Here is a 19,598-nt window from a genome sequence, read left to right as displayed (position 1 = left end):
TCATGTCAGACGCAATCCAGAACGCCGGCAACCACGACATCGCCGGCCGCGAGTTCCTCGCCTTCACCCTCGGCAAAGAGGAGTACGGCATCGACATCCTGAAGGTGCAGGAGATCCGCGGCTACGAGGCGGTGACCCGCATCGCCAACGCGCCGGAATTCATCAAGGGCGTGATCAACCTGCGCGGCATCATCATCCCGGTGGTGGACATGCGCATCAAGTTCAACCTGGGCGAGCCGGTGTATGACCAGTTCACCGTGGTCATCATCCTCAACATCAACGGCCGCGTGGTCGGCATGGTGGTCGACAGCGTGTCCGACGTGACCACGCTGATGCCGGAGCAGGTCAAGCCGGCGCCGGAAATGGGCACCGCCTTCAGCACCGAGTACATGATAGGCCTGGGCACCATCGACGAGCGCATGCTGATCCTGGTCGACATCGACAAGCTGATGTCCAGCCCCGAGATGGGCCTGATCGACAAGCTGGCTGCGTAAGACCGCGCGGCAGCAGCGGCGGCGGTGAAGGCCCGGAGAGGCAGCGCCGCCGCGCAATAAAAAAACAGGGAGATAGAGATGAATTTACGCGACTTCAAAATTGGTACCCGCCTGCGTTTGGGCTTTGGCAGCATTTTGCTGATCCTGGTCGCGATGGTGCTGCTGACGAACGTGCTGAACTACCGCAACAAGGGCCAGCTGCGCACCGGCCTGGAACTGACCACGGCCAAGACGCTGCAGGCGGCCACCATGAAAAGCGCCATGCTGGAAACCGGCATCGCCATGCGCAACATCGGCCTGCAGTCGGACGTGAGCCTGATGCAGAAAGAAGAAAACAAGGTCAAGGAGCAGCGCAAGCGCTACGACGCGGCGCGCGAAAAACTGCAAAGCCTGGGCCTGAACGATACCGAGAAAAAAGCGCTGAGCGATATCGCCGCGCTGGACAAGGACGTGGACGCGGCCTTCAAGGAAGCCATAGGCCAGGTGCTGGCGTTTAACAGCGAAGGCGCGGCGAAAGTGATCGCCAGCCGCATCGACCCGCTCAACCAGCAGACGCTGGCGGCCCTGAACGGCCTGGTGGACATGCAGCAGAAGGCCGCCAACAACGTGCTGGAAGGCTCGGTCTCGGCCGACACCCAGCTGATGGTGATGCTGTTCGTGATGGGCGGCGTGGCCGTGGCCATCGGCGTGCTGGGCGCCATCCTGATTACCCGCTCCATCACCGGTCCGCTGCAAGGCGCCGTGACGGTGGCGCAGAAAGTGGCCGGCGGCGAACTGACCTCGCAGGTGACGGTGGAAGGCCAGGACGAAACCAGCGAGCTGCTGCAGGCGCTCAAGGATATGAACGACAGCCTGGTGCGCACCGTGTCCGACGTGCGCACCAGCACCGAGACCATTACCGTGGCCTCGCAGGAAATCGCTTCGGGCAATGCCGACTTGTCCTCGCGCACCGAGTCGCAGGCCAGCTCGCTGGAGGAAACCGCGTCGTCGATGGAGGAGCTGACCTCCACCGTGAAGCAGAACGCGGACAATGCGCGCCAGGCCAACCAGCTGGCCGTGTCGGCGTCCTCGGTGGCGGTGAAGGGCGGTTCGGTGGTGTCGCAAGTGGTGGAAACCATGGGCTCGATCAAAGCCTCGTCCAGCAAGATCGTCGATATTATCGGTGTGATCGACGGCATCGCTTTCCAGACCAACATCCTGGCGCTGAACGCGGCCGTCGAGGCGGCGCGCGCGGGCGAGCAGGGACGCGGCTTCGCGGTGGTGGCCTCCGAGGTGCGCAACCTGGCGCAGCGCTCGGCCGGCGCGGCCAAGGAAATCAAGGAACTGATCGGCGACTCGGTCGACAAGGTCGACGCGGGCAGCCGCCTGGTGGACGAAGCCGGCCAGACCATGGAGCTGATCGTCACCTCGATCAAGCAGGTGGCTGATATCATGGGTGAAATCACCGCCGCCACGCAGGAGCAGAGCAACGGCATCGAGGAAGTGAACCAGGCCATCACGCAGATGGACGAGATGACGCAGCAGAATGCGGCCCTGGTGGAGGAAGCCGCCGCGGCGGCCGAGAGCATGCAGGAGCAGGCGCAGAACCTGGCGCACGCGGTCAGCATCTTCAAGCTGTCGAGCGACGCGGTGCATGCGCCGCGCGCCGCAGCGCCCAAGCCGAAGTTCGCGGCCCCCAAGCCGGCCGCACCCAAGCCGGCCGCGCGCACCGCCGTGGTGGCCGCGCCCAAGCCGGCCAGGAAGCTGGCCTCGGCCGCGCCTGGCGACGATTGGGAAGAGTTTTAAGCAGCGCGCCCTAGCAGGCATTGTTCCAGGCAGTTCGTTTTAAGGGTTTACAAATGCCGCAATCTAAAGACACCGTCAAAGAGTTTGACTTCAACTCCAAGGACTTCGAGCGGGTCCGGGGCCTGATCTACAAGCGGGCCGGCATTTCGCTGGCCGACAGCAAGCAGGAGATGGTGTACAGCCGCCTGGCGCGCCGTTTGCGCGCCACCGGCATCTCGTCTTTCATGAAATACCTGGACGATCTGGAGGCGGGGCGGCTGGGCGACGAGTGGGAATCCTTCACCAACGCCCTGACCACCAACCTGACGTCCTTCTTCCGCGAGGCGCACCACTTCCCGCTGCTGGCCGAGCATGTGAAGAACAAGCGCGACCTGACCATCTGGTGTTCAGCCGCCTCCACCGGCGAGGAGCCGTACTCCATCGCCATGACCTTGTGCGAAGCCTTCAACACGCTCACGCCGCCGGCCACCATCATCGCCACCGACATCGACACCAATGTGCTGGCGGCCGGCGCCAACGGCGTCTACACCATGGACCGGCTGGACAAGATGTCGCCCGAGCGCCAGCGCCGCTTTTTCCTGAAGGGGAAGGGCGACAAGGAGGGCATGGTGCGGGTGCGTCCGGAGCTGCGCAATATGATCACCTTCAAGCAGCTCAACCTGCTGGGCGACCAGTGGCCGGTGACCGGCCCCTTCGACGTGATCTTCTGCCGCAACGTGATGATTTACTTCGACAAGGCGACTCAGCGTAAAATACTGTCCCGCTTCGTCCCCCTGATGAAGCCGGACGCGCTGCTGTTCGCCGGCCACTCCGAGAATTTCCTCTATGTGTCCGATTCGCTCAAGCTGCGCGGCAAGACCGTGTACGAGCTGGACAAAAGATAGAAACCCTAAGGGCGCGCCATGGATTTAGAACAATTTGCCACCAACGTCTATTACGACCGGACCTTTGACTGCGACGCCGCCAAAATCCTGCCGGGTGAGTACTACTTCACCGCCAAGGACATGCTGATCGTCACCGTGCTGGGCTCCTGCGTATCGGCCTGCATCCGCGACCGTGTGAGCGGCCTGGGCGGCATGAACCACTTCATGCTGCCGGACGGCGGCAGCGATCCGAACAGCCCGATTTCGGCCTCGGCCCGCTACGGCACCTACGCCATGGAGATCCTGATCAACGATTTGCTCAAGGCCGGCGCGCGGCGCGACAACCTGGAAGCCAAGGTGTTCGGCGGCGGCGCGGTGCTCAAGGGCTTCACCGCCATCAACGTGGGCGAGCGCAACGCCGCCTTCGTGCAGACCTTTTTGCGCAACGAGAAAATCCGCATCGTGGCCGAGGACTTGAACGACATCTACCCGCGCAAAGTGTATTTCTTCCCGCGCACCGGCAAGGTGCTGGTCAAGAAGCTGATGCAGGCGCACAACGACACCTTGGCCAAACGCGAGAGCGAATACGCCAGCCGCCTGAAGAAGCAGCCGGTGGCCGGCGAGATCGAGCTGTTCTGACTTAATACGAAAGTTTTATCATGAAGATCAAAGTCCTGATCGTAGACGATTCCGCGCTGATCCGCAGCGTGATGACCGAAATCATCAACAGCCAGCCGGACATGGAAGTGGTGGGCGTGGCGCCGGACCCGCTGGTGGCGCGCGAACTGATCAAACAGACCAACCCGGACGTGCTGACGCTGGACGTGGAGATGCCGAAAATGGACGGCCTCGACTTCCTGGAAAAGCTGATGCGCCTGCGCCCCATGCCGGTGGTGATGGTGTCCTCGCTGACCGAGCGCGGTTCCGAGATCACCATGCGCGCGCTGGAGCTGGGCGCGGTGGACTTCGTCACCAAGCCCAAGATCTCGATCCAGAGCGGCATGCGCGAGTACACCGACCTGATCGCCGACAAGATCCGTGCCGCGTCCAAGGCCCGCGTGCGCGCCCGTACCCTCCCGCAGGCCGGCGCCGCCGGCCAGACCGCGCTGCCGCAGCTGCGCAATCCGCTCATGTCCTCTGAAAAACTGATCATCATCGGCGCCTCCACCGGCGGCACCGAAGCCATCCGTGAATTCCTGATGCAGATGCCGTCCGACTGTCCCGGCATCCTGATCACCCAGCATATGCCGGAAGGCTTCACCAAGTCCTTCGCCAAGCGCCTGGACTCGCTGTGCAAGATCGCCGTCATCGAATCGCAAGGCAACGAGCGCGTGCTGCCCGGCCACGCCTACATCGCGCCCGGCCACTCGCACCTGACGCTGGCGCGTTCCGGCGCCAACTACATGACCAAGATCGACCAGGGCGAACCGGTCAACCGCCACCGCCCGTCGGTGGACGTGCTGTTCCGTTCGGCGGCCCAGTTCGCGGGTAAAAATGCGGTCGGCGTGATCCTGACCGGCATGGGCAAAGACGGCGCCGCAGGAATGTTGGAGATGAAGAACGCCGGGGCGTATAATTTTGCGCAGGATGAAGCCAGCTGCGTCGTGTTTGGCATGCCGAGGGAAGCGATCGCGGTCGGCGGCACCCACGAAGTGGGACCGCTGCAGGCGCTGCCCGGCATGGTGCTTGGCTACCTGGCAACGCATGGCATGCGCGCGTTGCGCGTGTGACCAGGGAAACGTCACGTTTGCTGTGCTGGATGACGTATTACTGCTACTTTGTTCGCCTTAGAGCAACGAAAATGCTATGCTACAAATAGCTCGTGCTTATAGACACTATTAACAACCGCGTAAGAGAAACAACGGAGTAATTCATGGCTGATCCAAAGATGAAATTTTTAGTAGTAGACGATTTTTCGACGATGCGCCGCATCGTCCGGAATCTGTTGAAGGAACTGGGTTACGCCAATGTGGACGAGGCAGAAGACGGTGTCATGGCACTGGCCAAGCTGCGCGCGGAGCAGTTCGACTTCGTGGTGTCCGACTGGAACATGCCGAATATGGACGGCCTGACCATGCTGCAAAACATCCGTGCCGATCCCGCGCTGGCCAAGCTGCCGGTGCTGATGGTGACGGCTGAAGCGAAGAAGGAAAACATCATCGCCGCCGCCCAGGCTGGCGCCAATGGCTACGTGGTCAAGCCATTCACGGCCGCCACGCTGGACGAAAAGCTGAACAAGATCTTCGAAAAACTCGGCGCCTGATCGCCGGGGCAGGCCCGAAGGGCATGGGCTGGCGCATGCGCCGGCCTTTTTGACTTTTAGCGACCACAACATGCATCAAACCAATTACCTTGTTCGTGAACCGCTGCTGGACCCCAAGCAGCGCGTGGTCGGGTACGAACTGACGTGGCAGGGCGGTGCGGGACACGTGGCGCTGCCCACCCAGGCCGCGCTGGAAGACCTGGTGGCCTTCGTGGCCGCCGAGGTCAACAGCGAGGAGGACGGCTGGCTGCTGCGCGACAAGACGCTGTTCCTGGAAGCCGTGCCCGGCATGCTGTCGACCGACGCGCTGCACAACCTGCCGCCCGAGCACACGGTGCTGTCGCTGAAGGCGGTGGCGCTGGCCAATGCGGACACCTTGTCGGCGGTGCAGGCGCTGCGCGCCGGCGGCGTCGGCATCCTGCTGCGCGACGCCGACCTGGCCCGCGTGGGCAGCCGTTTGGGCACCATCGCGTCCTACGTGGAGGTGAAGTTCACCGGCGCCGACGTGGCCGCCCAGGCGCGCGCCTATGCCGCGCTGAAAGCGTCCAATCTGCGCATGGTGGGGCGCCCGGTCAGCACCTGGAGCGACTTCGACGCCTGCGCCGCGCTGGGCCTGGACGCCTTCGTCGGCAAGCTGCACCTGACGCCGCGCCCCGGCTCGGACAGCAAGGGCATGAACCCGGCGCAGACCATCATCATGCAGCTGATGCAGATGGTGAACGCGAACGCCGACATCAAGCAGCTGGAAGACGTGCTCAAGCGCGACGCCGCGCTGTCCTACAAGCTGCTGCGCTACATTAATTCGGCCGGTTTCGGCGCGGGGCGCGAGATCGCCTCGCTGCGCCAGGCCATCACCTTGCTGGGCTACGCGCCGCTGTACCGCTGGCTGACGCTGCTGCTGGCCACCGCCAGCACCAGCGGCTACTCGCCGGTGCTGCTGGAGACGGCCGTGGTGCGCGGCCGCCTGGCCGAGCTGCTGGGCGTGAAGGCGCTGGGCAAGGCGGACGCGGAGAATATCTTCGTGGCCGGCATGTTCTCGCTGCTGGACCGGTTGCTGGGCATACCGATGGAAGAGGTGCTGGCCAGCATCCAGCTGTCGGACGATGTGGTGGCGGCCTTGCTGTCGCGTTCGGGCAAATACGGGCAATACCTGGCGCTGGCCGAGGCGTGCGAGCTGAACAGCAACCTGGTGTCCTCGCTGGCCGGCGCGCTGAGCCTGACCCCGGCCGAGGTCAACAAGGCCCACCTGTCGGCGCTGGCCTGGACCCAGAGCATCGCAGGCTGATCCGGCTAAAACCTGTGCCGTATGCCCAACGCGAAGGTGTTCCCATTCGCCGCCGTACTCAGCTTATCGTATAAATACGACGCATACACATCGGTGCGCACGGACAGGTTGTAATCGTATCCGGCCGCCGCCGTATCGCGCCGGAACGGCGCCTTGACGAAGGCGCGCTCGTGCGCCCGCGCCCACGCCAGCATCCACCGCCCCGCGCCCTGCGGCACGGACAGCCCCAGGTGCGCGGTGCGCGTAGTGCGTCCGCTGCCCTCCTGCGTGTTGCGCGCATACGTGGCAAAGGCCTTCACCACCTTGAAGTCATACGCCGCGCCCGCGAAATAGGTGCGCTGGCTGGGCGCCGCCGTGGTGATGCCCACGCCGTTGCCGATATCCTGCGCCGCCACGGCCGCGCTCAAGGTGGCGCTGGTGTACTTCAGCACAGCCACCTTGTTGTTGCCAGGGCTATTGGCGGCATGCTCGCCCAGCCCATACTGCCCCACAAAGCTGAAGCCGTTCACCACCGGCGAGGTGTAATGCACCGCATTGCTCCAGCCCGAGTCGCCGGCCGATGAACTGCCGTAAGGCACTATCCACATCTGCGTCATCAGCGGCGACAGCCGCGTCGAAAAGCCATATGGATTGAACGCCGCAGTGGTCTGGAATAGCGGGTTCGGTATGCGGCCGATCTTGGCCGCCCCCCAGCCTGCGTTCAGCCCGACATAGGCCGCGCGCGTGAACATGCCTTCGCCCGTGGTGCGGCCTTGTTCGCCGGTGTCGGGGCGCATGAATCCTTCAATGGCGAAGGTGGCCGATTCGCCGCCGCCCAGGCTCTCCAGCCCGCCTATGCCCCAGTACGAGGTGGTCATGCCGCCGGCGTTGACGACGTTGCCGCGCGCGGCCACGCCGCTGGTCGCCGAGCGGCCCAGATACACGTCGGCCATGCCGTAGAGTTGAACAGTCCCGGTCTGCGCGCCGGCGGAGATGGGGAGGAGGGTGGCCAGCAGCGGGCTGCTTAACAGCAGGGTGGGGTGTGCAAACCGCATGTGGGCGTCTCGCAATGGGGGGATGCAACTCGGAAAGAATAGCTTAGCACGGTGGCGGCCGCTGCGGACCGCCACCGTTGTTTTGACGACAATGCCGGCTTAGATTTCCAGGTTGTCGATCAGGCGCGTGGTGCCCAGCTTGGCTGCGGCCAGCACCACCAGCGGCGTGCCCTGCGCCAGGTCGCCAGCGGCAGGCGGCTGCAGGTCGTTGCGCTTGCGGATGGAGATGTAGTCCGGCTGCCAGCCGCGCTTGGCCAACTCTTCCATGGCCTTGTGCTCCAGCTGGAAGATGTCCAGGTGGCCGGCGCGCATTTCATTGGCGACGAAGTTCAGGCTCTGGTACAGCGCAGGCGCTTCGGCGCGCTCTTCCGGCGACAAATACATATTGCGCGAGGACAGCGCCAGGCCGTCGTCCGCGCGGTAGGTTTCCGCCGCGATGATCTCGGTGGGCAGGGCGAACTGGCGGCTCATGTTACGGATGATCATCAGCTGCTGATAGTCCTTCTTGCCGAACACGGCCACGCGCGGACGCACGCAGGAGAACAGCTTCATCACCACCGTGCTCACGCCGGTGAAGAAGCCGGGGCGGAATTCGCCCTCCAGCGTGTTGCCCAGGCCGTCCGGCGGCTGCACGCGGTATTCCTGCGGCTCCGGGTACATATCCTTCTCGGTCGGCGCGAACAGCACGTACACGCCTTCCTTCTCCAGCTTCTCCACGTCGGCCTGGAAGGTGCGCGGATATTTTTCAAAGTCTTCGTTCGGGCCGAACTGCAGGCGGTTGACGAAGATGGACGCCACCACCGGGTCGCCGTGCTTGCGCGCCAGGCGCATCAGGGACAGATGGCCCTCGTGCAGATTGCCCATGGTGGGCACAAACGCGGTGCGCAGCTGGCCGCTCAAATGGTCGCGCAGTTCTTCTATGTCGGAAATGATTTTCATGGGTTTTCTCTTGTTGTTCAGGCCGGCGAATACGCCAGCCGTACATAGATAGGCGCGAACGGTTCGGCCTGGGTAATTTCTATCAGCGTCTCTTTGGCCAGCTCGAGCAGGGCCACGAAGTTGACCACCAGCACGGGCGGGCCGCCGGCCACGTCGAACAGGTCGGCAAACTCGATAAAGCGCTGCGACTGCAGGCGCCGCAGGATGCCGGTCATGTGCTCGCGCACCGACAGCTCCTCGCGGCTGATCTTGTGGTGCTGTACCAGCTTGGCGCGCTTGAGCAGGCCTTGCCAGGCTTCCTGCAGGTCGGCGGCGCACACGTCCGGCCAGGCCGGCGCCAGGCTTTGCTCGATAAACACCTGGGTGCGCACGAAGTCGCGGCCCACTTGCGGCACGGCGTTGAGGTCGTAGGCCGCGAGCTTGATCTGCTCGTACTCCAGCAGGCGTCGCACCAGCTCGGCACGCGGGTCGCCCGCTTCGACTTCCAGTTCCGAATGCCGCTGCGGCAGCAGCATGCGCGACTTGATCTCGATCAGCATGGCCGCCATCAGCAGGTATTCCGCCGCCAGCTCCAGGTTCGACAGCCGGATCTGGTCCACATACTTCAGATATTGCAGGGTGACCTGCGCCATCGGAATGTCGAGGATATTGAAATTCTGCTTGCGGATCAGGTACAGCAGCAAGTCCAGCGGACCTTCGAACGCTTCCAGGAAGATTTCCAGCGCATCCGGCGGAATGTAGAGGTCGTTGGGCATTTTCAGCATCGGCTCGCCGTACAGGCGCGCCAAAGCAGCGCCGTCGACTATGACCTCGGCGCTGCTTTCAGCGGGTACGACACTGACTACATCATCCGTCGGCGGCATGCTGTGCCGTTCAACGCATGCTTACAGTTTGTTCTGGTAGACGTAAGCCTGCTGCTTCACGGTCGAAGCGCGCACGCGTTCCTGTTCGGACAGCGGCGTCGTGTCTTTGTCCCACAGCAGGGCGCGGCCTTCGCGCTGGCCCTGCTCGATGCCCGGATTCTTTTCTTTCAGCTGCTTGATGAACAGGGTGTGGTCCGACTCGTACATGCTGTGCTGTTTGGAGAGTTTCATATCGTGAGAATTCGTAAAAGAAGCAACGGCTATTTTACCGCGCCGCAGCCCCCGGCGGGAACTTCTCTTCTTGCCCCTGGGCAGTCCCGGCGGCCCCGGGCGGGATGTCAGGGATGCAAGTAGAATCCATCCCTATGACTCCCTACACCATATTCCTCCTTACGCTGGCTCCGCTTTTATGGGCCGGCAATGCCATTGTCGGCCGTCTCGTCCACGAGATGGTGCCGCCGATTACCCTCAACTTTTTACGCTGGGCCATCGCCTTTTTAATATTGCTGCCGCTGGCCGGGCCGGTATTCCGGCGCAGCAGCGGTTTGTGGCCGAATTGGCGGCGTTTCGCTTTATTAGGCTTGCTTGGCATAGGCATGTATAACGCCTTGCAATATCTGGCGTTAAAAAGCTCCACGCCGATTAATGTCACCCTGGTGGCGGCCGGTATGCCGGTATGGATGATGCTCACCGGCTGGATGTTTTTCGGCGCCAAAGTATCGCGCCAGCAAATGCTGGGCGCGGCATTATCGATAGCCGGCGTATTGCTGGTATTGGCGCGCGGCGAATTCCGGCATTTACTGGAATTGCGCCTGGTGGCTGGCGATATCTTCATGATATTGGCCACCATAGCCTGGTCCATTTATAGCTGGATGCTGACGCGTCCCATCGAACCTGCGGCCATACGTTCGCAATGGGCCAGTTTCTTATTGGCGCAAGTGGGATTCGGGGTTATCTGGTCCGGTTTGTTCGCAGCCGGGGAATGGGCGATTACCGACGCCCATATTCAATGGAGCTGGACGCTGGCGGCAGCGCTGGCTTATGTGGCCATAGGTCCGGCGGTTATCGCATTCCGCTGCTGGGGCGCAGGTGTGCAGCGCGCCGGACCGAGTGTGGCGGCTTTCTTCAGCAATCTCACGCCGCTGTTCGCGGCGATTATGTCGTCCGCCTTTTTGGGCGAGGCGCCGCACCTGTATCACGGCGCCGCTTTCCTGCTGATTGTGGGCGGCATCGTGGTCTCGTCCAGGCGGACATGACTCGTTTCTGGCACGTTCAAGCCAGAACTTGGCTTGATTGCAAGGTAGCGACACGGCAAAGCACTAGCTGCTAAGCTGTAAGAACGGAAACGAGGGGAGAACGCCATGCGCAGCCTGACCTTGATCATCGCAGCCGCCTTGATGCTGGCGGCCTGCAAGGAAAAGCCGATTGAGCCGATGAAGCCGAGGGTGGAGATTAGTGTTTCAGCAGGCGCCGCATAACAAAGGGCGCTGGTTCCAGCGGATTGGCGTGGGTGTATTCCAGTTCCTCCGCCAATTCGAATTCAAATGCCGCATAGAAGTCGATCAGCTTGGGCTGGTCTGCGCGCACCGCCAGGCGCAATTCGTCCACGCCGGTTTCCAGGCCGTGGTGGATAGCCGCTTCCAGTAAATGCTGGGATAGATTACTGCCCCGATAGGCGGGCAATACACCCATTCTTAATATTTCCCAGATATGGGATTCGGTTTCCAAGGGCAGCCAGCGCATGGAGCCTATGGGTATATCGTCGGCCAATAAAATAAAACCGCCGCCGTCACGCAAATGCTGCGAGACGAGAACGGCGGTTTCACGGTGGCCACTGGAAGTGACGTTCACCTTGCCGGCCCACGCTGCGCGCGTGAGCTCGGCAATTAATTTGGCATCGTCATCCGTTGCTTCACGTACTACGATGTTCATATATATGATTTAGCGAATGCGCATGCCGGGTTCAGCGCCCGGCCATGGGTTCAGGATATAAATGCCTGGATTGGTGTTTTCGTCCTGCGCCGAAGCCGCCAATACCATGCCTTCCGAAATGCCGAACTTCATCTTGCGCGGCGCCAGATTGGCCACCAGCACCGTCAATTTGCCGATCAGGTCTTCCGGCTTATACATCGACTTAATGCCGGAGAATACATTGCGGTGGCGGGTTTCACCGGCGTCCAGCGTCAGGCGCAGCAATTTATCCGAACCGTCAACGTGCTCGCAATTGACGATTTTCGCAATGCGCAGGTCGATTTTGACAAAGTCATCAATCGAAATTTCCGGCGCCAGCGCTTCCACGCCTTCCTTGGCGACCAGCGGTTCCAGCGGCGGCGCTTTCGGCGCCTTGGCCGGTTTGGCGGCGGCCACAGGGGCTGCGCCGGCGGCGGCGATCTGGTTCTGCGCGTCGAACAGGTCTTCGATCATCTTGGCGTCCACGCGCGTCATCAGGTGGTTGTAGGCGCCGATGGTGCGGCCCAGCATGGGCTGGAAAGCGGCGCCGGTGGCCAGTTCGGTGTCCGCCCAGACCAGCTTGTCGTCGTTCAGGAACTGCGCCACGCTGGCGGCCACGCCCGGCAGCACCGGCGACAGCAGGATGGTCAGCTGGCGGAACAGGATCAGCGCGGTGGTGCACACTTCATGCAGTTCGGCCGTCTTGCTCTCGTCCTTGGCCAGCGCCCACGGCTTGTTCTCGTCCACGTACTGGTTGGTGACGTCGGCGATTTCCATGATCTCGCGCAGCGCCTTGCCGAATTCGCGGTTTTCGAAGTTGGCGGCGATGCTGGCCTGGCGTTCGGCGCCCTCGGCGTTCAGCAGGGCGCGCTTGATCCAGCCCATGGCGCTGTCGGACAGGCTGGTGGCCAGCTTGCCGTCGAATTTCTTGTTGATGAAACCGGCGCAGCGGCTGGCAATGTTGACGTATTTGCCTATCAGGTCGCTATTTACGCGGGCGACGAAGTCGTCGCCGGTGAAGTCCAGGTCTTCCACCTTGGAGTTCAGCTTGAAGGCGATGTAGTAGCGCAGCCATTCCGGGTTCATGCCCAAGTTCAGGTAGCGCAGCGGCGAAATGCCGGTGCCGCGCGACTTGGACATTTTTTCATTGTTCACGGTCAGGTGGCCGTGCACGTTGACTTTCAGCTTCTCGATCACCGGATGGTCGGCGAATTTCAGCATCGCAGGCCAGAACAGCAGGTGGAAGGAGACGATGTCCTTGCCGATGAAGTGGATCTGCTCGGTGCCCGGGTCGTTCAGCAGGGCGTTGAAGTCCATGCCTTTTTTATCACAGTAGTTCTTCAGGCTGGCCAGGTAGCCGACCGGCGCGTCCAGCCACACGTAGAAGAACTTGCCCGGTGCGTCGGGAATCGGGATGCCGAAATAGGGCGCGTCGCGCGAAATGTCCCAATCCGCCAGCTTCTCGCCGGCTTCTCCCAGCCATTCGCTCACTTTATTCACCATCTCCGGCTGCAGGCGGCCGGGGGTGTTGAGCCAGTCGCGCAGGAACTCGAAGCAGCGCGGATCGGACAGTTTGAAGAAGTACTGCTCCGATGGCTTCAGGATAGGGGTGGCATTGGTGAAGACCGAGAACGGGTTTACCAGCTCGGTAGGCTGGTAGGCCGCGCCGCACACTTCGCAGTTGTCGCCATACTGGTCCTTGGCGCCGCATTTCGGGCATTCGCCCTTGATGTTGCGGTCGGCCAGGAACATGCCTTTGACCGGGTCGAAGAAGCGGTCCACGATCTTGGTGGAGATCAGGCCGGTGTCGCGCAGCTTGCGGTAGATGCCTTGCGACAGCTCCACGTTTTCCGGCGAATCGGTCGAATACCAGTTGTCGAAGGCGATATGGAAGCCGTCCAGGTACTGGGCGCGGCCGGCGGCGATCTTGGCCACGAACTCCTGCGGCGTGATGCCTTCCTTCTCGGCGGCGATCATGATAGGCGTGCCGTGGGTGTCGTCGGCGCCCACAAAGTGCACTTCGCGCAGGCCGGCGCCGTCGCGCTGCATTCGCTGGAAACGGACCCAGATGTCGGCCTGGATGTACTCCATCATATGGCCGATGTGGAAGGCAGCGTTTGCGTAGGGCAGGGCAGTAGTGACGAACAGCTTGCGGGTCATGATTGATGCACTTTGTTGGTGGGAAAAAGAGCATTTTACCAGCGCTGGCCTTCGCTGCGCAGCGCATGTTGCCTGACATGGCGGCGGCGCGCTGTTTTTCTGTCTATTTTGCGCTAGACTGCGGGATCACTTACGGAGATTCACATGAGCATCACGGTAGAAGACGTTAAAGCGGCATTGTCTAAAGTTACAGACCCGAACACGGGCAAGGACTATTGCACCTCGAAGGAGGTGCGCAACCTGAAAGTGGAAGGCGCCGACGTTTCCTTCGACATCGAGCTGGGCTATCCGGCCAAGAGCCAGCTGGCCGCCATCCGCGCCAGCGTGGAAGGCGCCGTGCAGGCACTGCCGGGCGCGGGCAAGGTGTCCGCCAATGTATACAGCAAGATTATTTCGCACACGGTGCAGCGCGGCCTGAAGCTGATGCCGAACGTGAAGAACATCATCGCCGTGGCCTCGGGCAAGGGCGGTGTTGGCAAATCGACCACGGCGGTCAACCTGGCGCTGGCCCTGGCGGCCGAAGGCGCGTCGGTCGGCGTGCTGGACGCGGATATCTACGGCCCCTCGCAGCCCATGATGCTGGGCATTAGCGGCCGCCCGGAGAGCAAGGACGGCAAGACCATGGAGCCGCTGGAGAACCACGGCGTGCAGGTATCGTCGATCGGCTTCATGATCGATCCGGACGAACCCATGGTGTGGCGCGGCCCGATGGTGACCCAGGCCTTGCAGCAGCTGCTGGAGCAGACCAACTGGCGCGACCTGGACTACCTGATCGTGGATATGCCTCCCGGCACCGGCGATATCCAGCTGACCCTGTCGCAGAAAGTGCCGGTCACCGGCGCCGTTATCGTCACCACGCCGCAGGACATCGCGCTGCTGGACGCGCGCAAGGGCCTGAAGATGTTCGAGAAGGTGGGTATTCCTATCCTGGGCGTGGTGGAAAACATGAGCACGCATATTTGCTCCAACTGCGGCCATCAGGAGCATATCTTCGGTCAAGGCGGCGGCGCCAAGATGTGCGCCGACTTCGGCGCCGAATACCTGGGCTCGCTGCCGCTGACCATGGCGATCCGCGAGCAGACCGACTCCGGCAAACCCACCGTGGTGGCCGAGCCGGACGGCCCGGTTGCCGCCATCTACAAGGAAATTGCCCGTAAAGTGGCGGTAAAAGTGGCTGAAAGGGCCAAGGACATGACCAGCAAGTTCCCTAGCATCGTCATCAAGAATGATTAAGCGCGCGGCGGGACTGGCTGCGCTGGCGGCTGCGGCGCTGGTCGCGGCGCATGCGCAGGTGCAGGCGCAGGCGCAGGCGGGGCAGGGCTGGATACAGCAGGCCAGCGGCGCCGCCGTCGAGCTGCGCGGCCTGTCCGTGGTGAGCGAGACGGTGGCCTGGGCCAGCGGGGCCAAGGGCACGGTGCTGCGCACGGTGGACGGCGCAAGCTGGACCGCCATGCAGGTGCCGGATGCCGAGAAACTCGATTTCCGCGACATCCACGCGGTGGACGCGAACACCGCCGTGATCATGAGCGCCGGCCCGGGCGCCGCGTCGCGCATCTACCGCACCACGGACGGCGGCGTGAGCTGGCAGCTGCAGCTGACCAATCCCGATGAGCAGGGTTTCTGGGACGCGATTGCGTTCTGGGATGCGAAGAACGGCATCATGTTCGGCGATCCGGTCAAGGGCGCCTTCCAGGTGCTGCTGACGTCCGACGGCGGCGCCACCTGGCAGCCGGTGGCAGATCCGCAGGGCCTGGCGGCGCAGCCGGCCGAGGGCGCGTTCGCCGCCAGCGGCACCTGCCTGACGGTGGCCGGCAGCAGCGACGCCTGGTTCTCGACCGGCGGCGCGCAGAACGCGCGGGTGTTCCATTCGTCCGACCGTGGCCGCACCTGGCGCGCTTCGGCCGTGCCCATTCCCGCAGGCGCGGCGGCGCGCGGCATCTTCTCCGTGGGCTTCCGCGACGGCCGCGTGGGCATCGCGGCGGGCGGCGACTACAAGGAAGTCAAGATGGCTGGCGTGAACGGCGCCCGCACCGAGGACGGCGGCGCAACGTGGACGGCGGCGCCCATCCTGCCCGCAGGCTATATGTCGGTGGTGATGCCGGTGCGCGGCGCGGCGGATTCCTTCGTCGCGGCTGGCCTGGCCGGTTCCGGCTACAGCAACGACGGCGGCAGGAGCTGGACGGTGCTGGACGAGACGCCCATGAATACGGTCGGCTTCGCTTCGCCCTCGGTGGGTTGGGCGGTGGGGCCGAAAGGGCTGGTGATGAAATACGCGGGGCCGGTTCTCGGCAAGCAGTAGTTCACTCGGTAGTTCACTCAAAGGGAGATGATATGAACGCAATCGTGAAGCGCGCCATCGCGGCGCTGGCATTCGGCGGCATCAGCCTGGGCGCTGCGGCGCAGACGGTATCGTTCGCCGAGCCGGCGGACGGGGCGGTGGTCAGCAGCCCGTTCAAGGTGAAGTTCGCCGTCAGCGGCATGGAAGTCAAGCCGGCGGGGGAGATGGCGGCCAACACCGGGCACCATCACCTCATCATCAACGGCGGCAGCATCAAGGCGGGCGAGTCGATTCCCTTCGATGAAAAGCACCTCCATTTCGGCAAGGGGCAGACCGAGGCGGAGGTGACGCTGCCGCCCGGCAAATACAAGCTGACCATGCAGTTCGCCAACGGCGCCCACCAGTCCTATGGCCCCGGCGGCAGCAAGACCATCGAGGTGACGGTCAAGTAAGCTGCCGCCACGGCGCTTATTCCTTGGCGCGGGTGAACGGCATATCAAACGAACCTTGGGTGAATCGCCCGCCGTCCTTGCCGGTGAACTGCAGCTCCGCCTCGCTCGACTGCACAAAATAGCTGCCGCTCGGCGCCGCCAGCAGCGTTTCGCTGGCGCCCGTCTGCAGCTCCACCACCAGCCCGCCGCCCGCGCGGCGGATGGTGAAATCGCCCGCGCCCGGAATCACGTACTTGCCCGGCAGGGACGCCAGCGCCTCCTCCTTCAGCGGCACATTGCGGCGCACTTTAGGCCCCATGGTGGGCCAGCCGTATTCCGCCGCCACCGCACGCACCAGCTCATCGGCCAGTTCGGAACCGCCGTCGCCATTGGTCATCACCACGATGCCGTCGCCGCGCTCGGTGTAAGCCGCCATGCGCGCGCGGTAGCCCTCGTTGGAGCCGCCGTGGCCGAAGCTTTGCGACTGCCCGTCGCCGGAGACGCCCAGGCCCAGGCCGTAGTCCTGCATCACCGGCGTCAGCATCAGATGGGTCATGGCCTGCGACAGCACGGCGTTGGATTGCCCCGCCGCCGCGCGCCGCGTTTCGATGGCGAACTTGGCCAGGTCGGACGGCGTGGTCCACAGGCCTGCGGCGGCCTGCTCGGGATAGGTGTGCGGGCCGCCCGCCACCGGCTTGCCGCTGCGCTGGTGCGGCAGCGCCGCGCGCGCCAGCAGCTGCGGCGGCAGGGGCTGGGCGAAGGTGCTGTCGGCCATGCCCAGCGGCTTCAACACTTTTTCCTGCATCAGTTCGGTGAACGGCGTCTTGCTGCGCTCCACCATCACGTACTGCGCCACCTGGTAGCCGCCGCCGGAATAGCGCCAGCGGCTGCCCGGCCGCGCGTTCACGTGCACGCCGCCGGTGTTGGCCGGCTTGGCGCCGTTCAGGATCTGCACCAGCGTCGGCACCGGCGCGCCGGCCGCGTAGCCGGGGAAGCCGTGCACCGTGGTGCCGGCCGTGTGCGACAGCAGCTGGCGCAGCGTGACGGCGCTGTTGTCGGCGTCCTTGGGCAGCTTCCACAGCGTGGTGTAGCTGTTGACGTCGCGGTCCAGCTCCAGCTTGCCTTCCTCCACCAGCTTCAGCGCGCCCATGGCGGCCACCGGCTTGCTGATGGAGGCGGCCTGGAACAGCGTGGACGTGGTCACCGGCGCGCCGCCCGGCGTCACCGCGCCGTAGGCCTTGGCCCATTCCACCTCGCCGCCGTGGATCACGGCGATGCTGACGCCCGGCACGCCCAGCCGCGCCATCTCGTCGGCCAGCTTGCGCTTGGCGGGCGGCGCGCCTTCCAGCGTAATGGCGGGCAGCAGGCCCTGTTCTATGCTGGCGATGCGCTGTTCCAGGCCGGGCTCGGCGGCGTAGGCCGGCAGGGCAGTCAAGAGGGCGATGGCGGTGTACAGGCGGGCTTGGGTGCGGGCGTGTGAGTTCAAGGCGGCGTCCTTTGTTATTGATGTGGTTCGAGTATATAGCCTTAGCCGGGTTAAAATAGCCGTTTAATCCTACCGCTTTAGTTCCGAGATGACCACCACACCAGCAACTCCCGTCCGTACCCGTTTCGCTCCCAGCCCGACCGGCTACCTGCACCTGGGCGGCGCCCGTACCGCGCTGTATTCCTGGGCCTACGCGCGCCACTTCGGCGGCACCTTCGTGCTGCGCATCGAAGACACCGACCTGGAGCGTTCGACCCCGGAAGCGGTGCAGGCCATCATCGAAGGCATGGCCTGGCTGGGCCTGAACCACGACGAAGGTCCGTTCTACCAGATGCAGCGCATGGACCGCTACCGCGAAGTGGTGGGCCAGATGCTGGCGGCCGGCACCGCCTACCATTGCTACTCGTCGCCGGAAGAAGTGCAGGCGATGCGCGACAAGGCGACGGCGGCCGGCGAAAAGCCGCGCTACGACGGCACCTGGCGTCCGGAAGAAGGCAAGACCCTGCCCGCCATCCCGGAAGGCCGCAAGCCGGTGGTGCGTTTCAAGAACCCGCTGGACGGCGAAGTGACGTGGAACGACTTCGTCAAGGGCGCCATCACCATCGGCAATAAAGAGCTGGACGACCTGGTCATTGCGCGCCCGGACGGCACGCCGACGTATAACTTCTGCGTGGCAATCGACGACCTGGACATGCAGATCACCCACGTCCTGCGCGGCGACGACCACGTCAACAACACCCCGCGCCAGATCAACATCCTGCGCGCCATCGGCGCGCCGCTGCCGCAGTACGGCCACCTGCCGATGATACTGGGCTCGGACGGCGCCAAGATGTCCAAGCGCAAGGATGCGGTCAACGTCATGCAGTACCCGGCGGAAGGCTATCTGCCGGAAGCCATCCTTAATTACCTGGCGCGCCTGGGCTGGAGCCACGGCGACGAGGAAGTGTTCTCGATGGAGCAGGTGTGCGCGTGGTTCGACGGCACCCACCTGAGCAACTCGGCGGCCCAGTTCAACATTGAAAAACTGAACTGGCTGAACAACCACTATATAAAGCAGGCCGACAATGCGCGCCTGGCCGAGCTGGCCCAGCCGCGCATGCTGGCCAACGGCGCCGTGTTCGAGGGCGCGCCGGCGCTGCCGGTGGTGCTGGGCCTGCTGAAGGAGCGCACCAACACCGTCAACGAACTGGCCGACGCCGCCATGCTGTTCTACCGCGCGCCGCAGCCGGAGGCCGCGCTGCTGGCCCAGCACGTGACCGACGCCGTGAAGCCGGCGCTGGCCGATTTCGCCGAACGCTGCAAAACGGTGGAGTGGAACAAGGCGGCGCTGGCCGCCATGATCAAGGAAGTGCTGGCTGCCCACGGCCTGAAGATGCCGCAGATCGCCATGCCGCTGCGCCTGTTTGTCACCGGCCAGCTGCAAACGCCGGCCATCGACGCGGTGCTGGAAATCTTCGGCCGCGACACCGTTGTGGCGCGCATGTCAAAATTCCTCTGATTTATTTCTTGAGGCAGGGGCAAAGTTGCAAAAGGGTATTTGCATAATACGGAGCCTCTGCTATACTCTTGTCTCTCGCGCAAACGGGGGTATAGCTCAGCTGGGAGAGCGCTTGCATGGCATGCAAGAGGTCAGCGGTTCGATCCCGCTTACCTCCACCAGTTTGCAGAGAAAGCAGTACGGCAGTTCCAAGGTCCCCATCGTCTAGAGGCCTAGGACATCACCCTTTCACGGTGAGTACCGGGGTTCGAATCCCCGTGGGGACGCCA

Annotated in this window: 19 protein-coding genes and 2 tRNA genes; 14 read left to right on the top strand and 7 right to left on the bottom strand. The window is 63.5% G+C overall.

What is annotated here, in order from left to right:
- The first annotated feature begins 2 nt into the window (after positions 1-2).
- The 7 genes from AC07S4_RS23865 to AC07S4_RS23835 all read left to right on the top strand — a co-directional run bounded on the left by AC07S4_RS23865 (position 3) and on the right by AC07S4_RS23835 (position 6,690).
- On the top strand, positions 3-494 hold the full coding sequence (locus AC07S4_RS23865; protein WP_161073008.1) for a chemotaxis protein CheW: 492 nt from the start codon (positions 3-5) through the stop codon (positions 492-494).
- Between the two features lie 78 nt (positions 495-572).
- Complete coding sequence (locus tag AC07S4_RS23860) at positions 573-2,279, top strand: methyl-accepting chemotaxis protein (RefSeq protein ID WP_494988981.1); 1,707 nt, start codon at positions 573-575, stop codon at positions 2,277-2,279.
- Positions 2,280-2,332: 53 nt separating this feature from the next.
- On the top strand, positions 2,333-3,163 hold the full coding sequence (locus AC07S4_RS23855; protein WP_228893364.1) for a CheR family methyltransferase: 831 nt from the start codon (positions 2,333-2,335) through the stop codon (positions 3,161-3,163).
- Between the two features lie 18 nt (positions 3,164-3,181).
- Positions 3,182-3,781, top strand: coding sequence for a chemoreceptor glutamine deamidase CheD (cheD, locus tag AC07S4_RS23850; RefSeq protein ID WP_494988980.1), 600 nt, complete (start codon positions 3,182-3,184; stop codon positions 3,779-3,781).
- A gap of 20 nt (positions 3,782-3,801) precedes the next feature.
- Positions 3,802-4,872, top strand: a complete 1,071-nt coding sequence (locus tag AC07S4_RS23845) for a protein-glutamate methylesterase/protein-glutamine glutaminase (RefSeq protein ID WP_494988979.1) — start codon at positions 3,802-3,804, stop codon at positions 4,870-4,872.
- Positions 4,873-5,015: 143 nt separating this feature from the next.
- Positions 5,016-5,405 (top strand): chemotaxis response regulator CheY, encoded by a 390-nt coding sequence (cheY, locus tag AC07S4_RS23840; protein ID WP_028104141.1) that lies wholly within the window; start codon positions 5,016-5,018, stop codon positions 5,403-5,405.
- A gap of 70 nt (positions 5,406-5,475) precedes the next feature.
- Positions 5,476-6,690 carry an EAL and HDOD domain-containing protein gene (locus AC07S4_RS23835; RefSeq protein ID WP_494988978.1) on the top strand — a complete coding sequence of 405 codons (1,215 nt, stop codon included), beginning with the start codon at positions 5,476-5,478 and terminating at the stop codon, positions 6,688-6,690.
- A 5-nt stretch (positions 6,691-6,695) separates the two neighbouring features.
- Here the strand turns inward: AC07S4_RS23835 and AC07S4_RS23830 are convergent, their stop codons facing one another.
- From AC07S4_RS23830 to AC07S4_RS23815, 4 genes are all read right to left on the bottom strand, one after another.
- Positions 6,696-7,724, bottom strand: a complete 1,029-nt coding sequence (locus AC07S4_RS23830; protein ID WP_494988977.1) for a porin — start codon at positions 7,722-7,724, stop codon at positions 6,696-6,698.
- Positions 7,725-7,823: 99 nt separating this feature from the next.
- Positions 7,824-8,663, bottom strand: a complete 840-nt coding sequence (panC, locus tag AC07S4_RS23825) for a pantoate--beta-alanine ligase (protein ID WP_494988976.1) — start codon at positions 8,661-8,663, stop codon at positions 7,824-7,826.
- Between the two features lie 17 nt (positions 8,664-8,680).
- On the bottom strand, positions 8,681-9,526 hold the full coding sequence (locus tag AC07S4_RS23820; protein ID WP_494988975.1) for a segregation and condensation protein A: 846 nt from the start codon (positions 9,524-9,526) through the stop codon (positions 8,681-8,683).
- Positions 9,527-9,547: 21 nt separating this feature from the next.
- The gene (locus tag AC07S4_RS23815) at positions 9,548-9,757 is read right to left on the bottom strand and encodes a DUF3460 family protein (protein WP_161072999.1); all 210 of its coding nucleotides are present in this window, start codon (positions 9,755-9,757) and stop codon (positions 9,548-9,550) included.
- A 134-nt stretch (positions 9,758-9,891) separates the two neighbouring features.
- Between AC07S4_RS23815 and AC07S4_RS23810 the strand changes: the two genes are divergently transcribed.
- Complete coding sequence (locus AC07S4_RS23810) at positions 9,892-10,782, top strand: DMT family transporter (protein ID WP_494988974.1); 891 nt, start codon at positions 9,892-9,894, stop codon at positions 10,780-10,782.
- A gap of 196 nt (positions 10,783-10,978) precedes the next feature.
- Here AC07S4_RS23810 and AC07S4_RS23805 read toward each other — a convergent pair whose 3' ends face one another.
- Both AC07S4_RS23805 and metG read right to left on the bottom strand, forming a co-directional pair.
- Positions 10,979-11,458: a GNAT family N-acetyltransferase gene (locus AC07S4_RS23805; protein ID WP_494988973.1), complete on the bottom strand. Its 480-nt coding sequence runs from the start codon at positions 11,456-11,458 to the stop codon at positions 10,979-10,981.
- A 9-nt stretch (positions 11,459-11,467) separates the two neighbouring features.
- Positions 11,468-13,636: a methionine--tRNA ligase gene (metG, locus tag AC07S4_RS23800; protein ID WP_494988972.1), complete on the bottom strand. Its 2,169-nt coding sequence runs from the start codon at positions 13,634-13,636 to the stop codon at positions 11,468-11,470.
- 144 nt (positions 13,637-13,780) lie between these two features.
- Between metG and apbC the strand changes: the two genes are divergently transcribed.
- From apbC to AC07S4_RS23785, 3 genes are read left to right on the top strand one after another with little or no spacing between them, the layout of a single operon-like run.
- A complete protein-coding gene (apbC, locus tag AC07S4_RS23795; RefSeq protein WP_494988971.1) occupies positions 13,781-14,869 on the top strand; it encodes an iron-sulfur cluster carrier protein ApbC in 1,089 nt (362 codons plus the stop codon).
- Positions 14,862-15,935 (top strand): WD40/YVTN/BNR-like repeat-containing protein, encoded by a 1,074-nt coding sequence (locus AC07S4_RS23790; RefSeq protein WP_494988970.1) that lies wholly within the window; start codon positions 14,862-14,864, stop codon positions 15,933-15,935. Before apbC ends, AC07S4_RS23790 begins: the two co-directional genes overlap by 8 nt.
- A 32-nt stretch (positions 15,936-15,967) precedes the next feature.
- Positions 15,968-16,366 carry a DUF4399 domain-containing protein gene (locus tag AC07S4_RS23785; RefSeq protein ID WP_494988969.1) on the top strand — a complete coding sequence of 133 codons (399 nt, stop codon included), beginning with the start codon at positions 15,968-15,970 and terminating at the stop codon, positions 16,364-16,366.
- Between the two features lie 16 nt (positions 16,367-16,382).
- Here the strand turns inward: AC07S4_RS23785 and AC07S4_RS23780 are convergent, their stop codons facing one another.
- Complete coding sequence (locus AC07S4_RS23780) at positions 16,383-17,831, bottom strand: serine hydrolase domain-containing protein (protein ID WP_494988968.1); 1,449 nt, start codon at positions 17,829-17,831, stop codon at positions 16,383-16,385.
- 88 nt (positions 17,832-17,919) lie between these two features.
- On the opposite strand from AC07S4_RS23780, the gene gltX reads away from it, so the two are divergent.
- From gltX to AC07S4_RS23765, 3 genes are all read left to right on the top strand, one after another.
- A complete protein-coding gene (gene gltX, locus AC07S4_RS23775) occupies positions 17,920-19,329 on the top strand; it encodes a glutamate--tRNA ligase (RefSeq protein WP_494988967.1) in 1,410 nt (469 codons plus the stop codon).
- A gap of 85 nt (positions 19,330-19,414) precedes the next feature.
- Positions 19,415-19,490: transfer RNA gene (locus tag AC07S4_RS23770), tRNA-Ala, on the top strand.
- Positions 19,491-19,522: 32 nt separating this feature from the next.
- Positions 19,523-19,598 (top strand) — tRNA-Glu (locus AC07S4_RS23765).

The sequence above is a fragment of the Pseudoduganella sp. GW821-FHT05F09 genome, from assembly GCF_059419605.1.
Note: the sequence above shows the minus strand (reverse complement) of the source record. Positions and strands in the feature narration are given on the sequence as shown.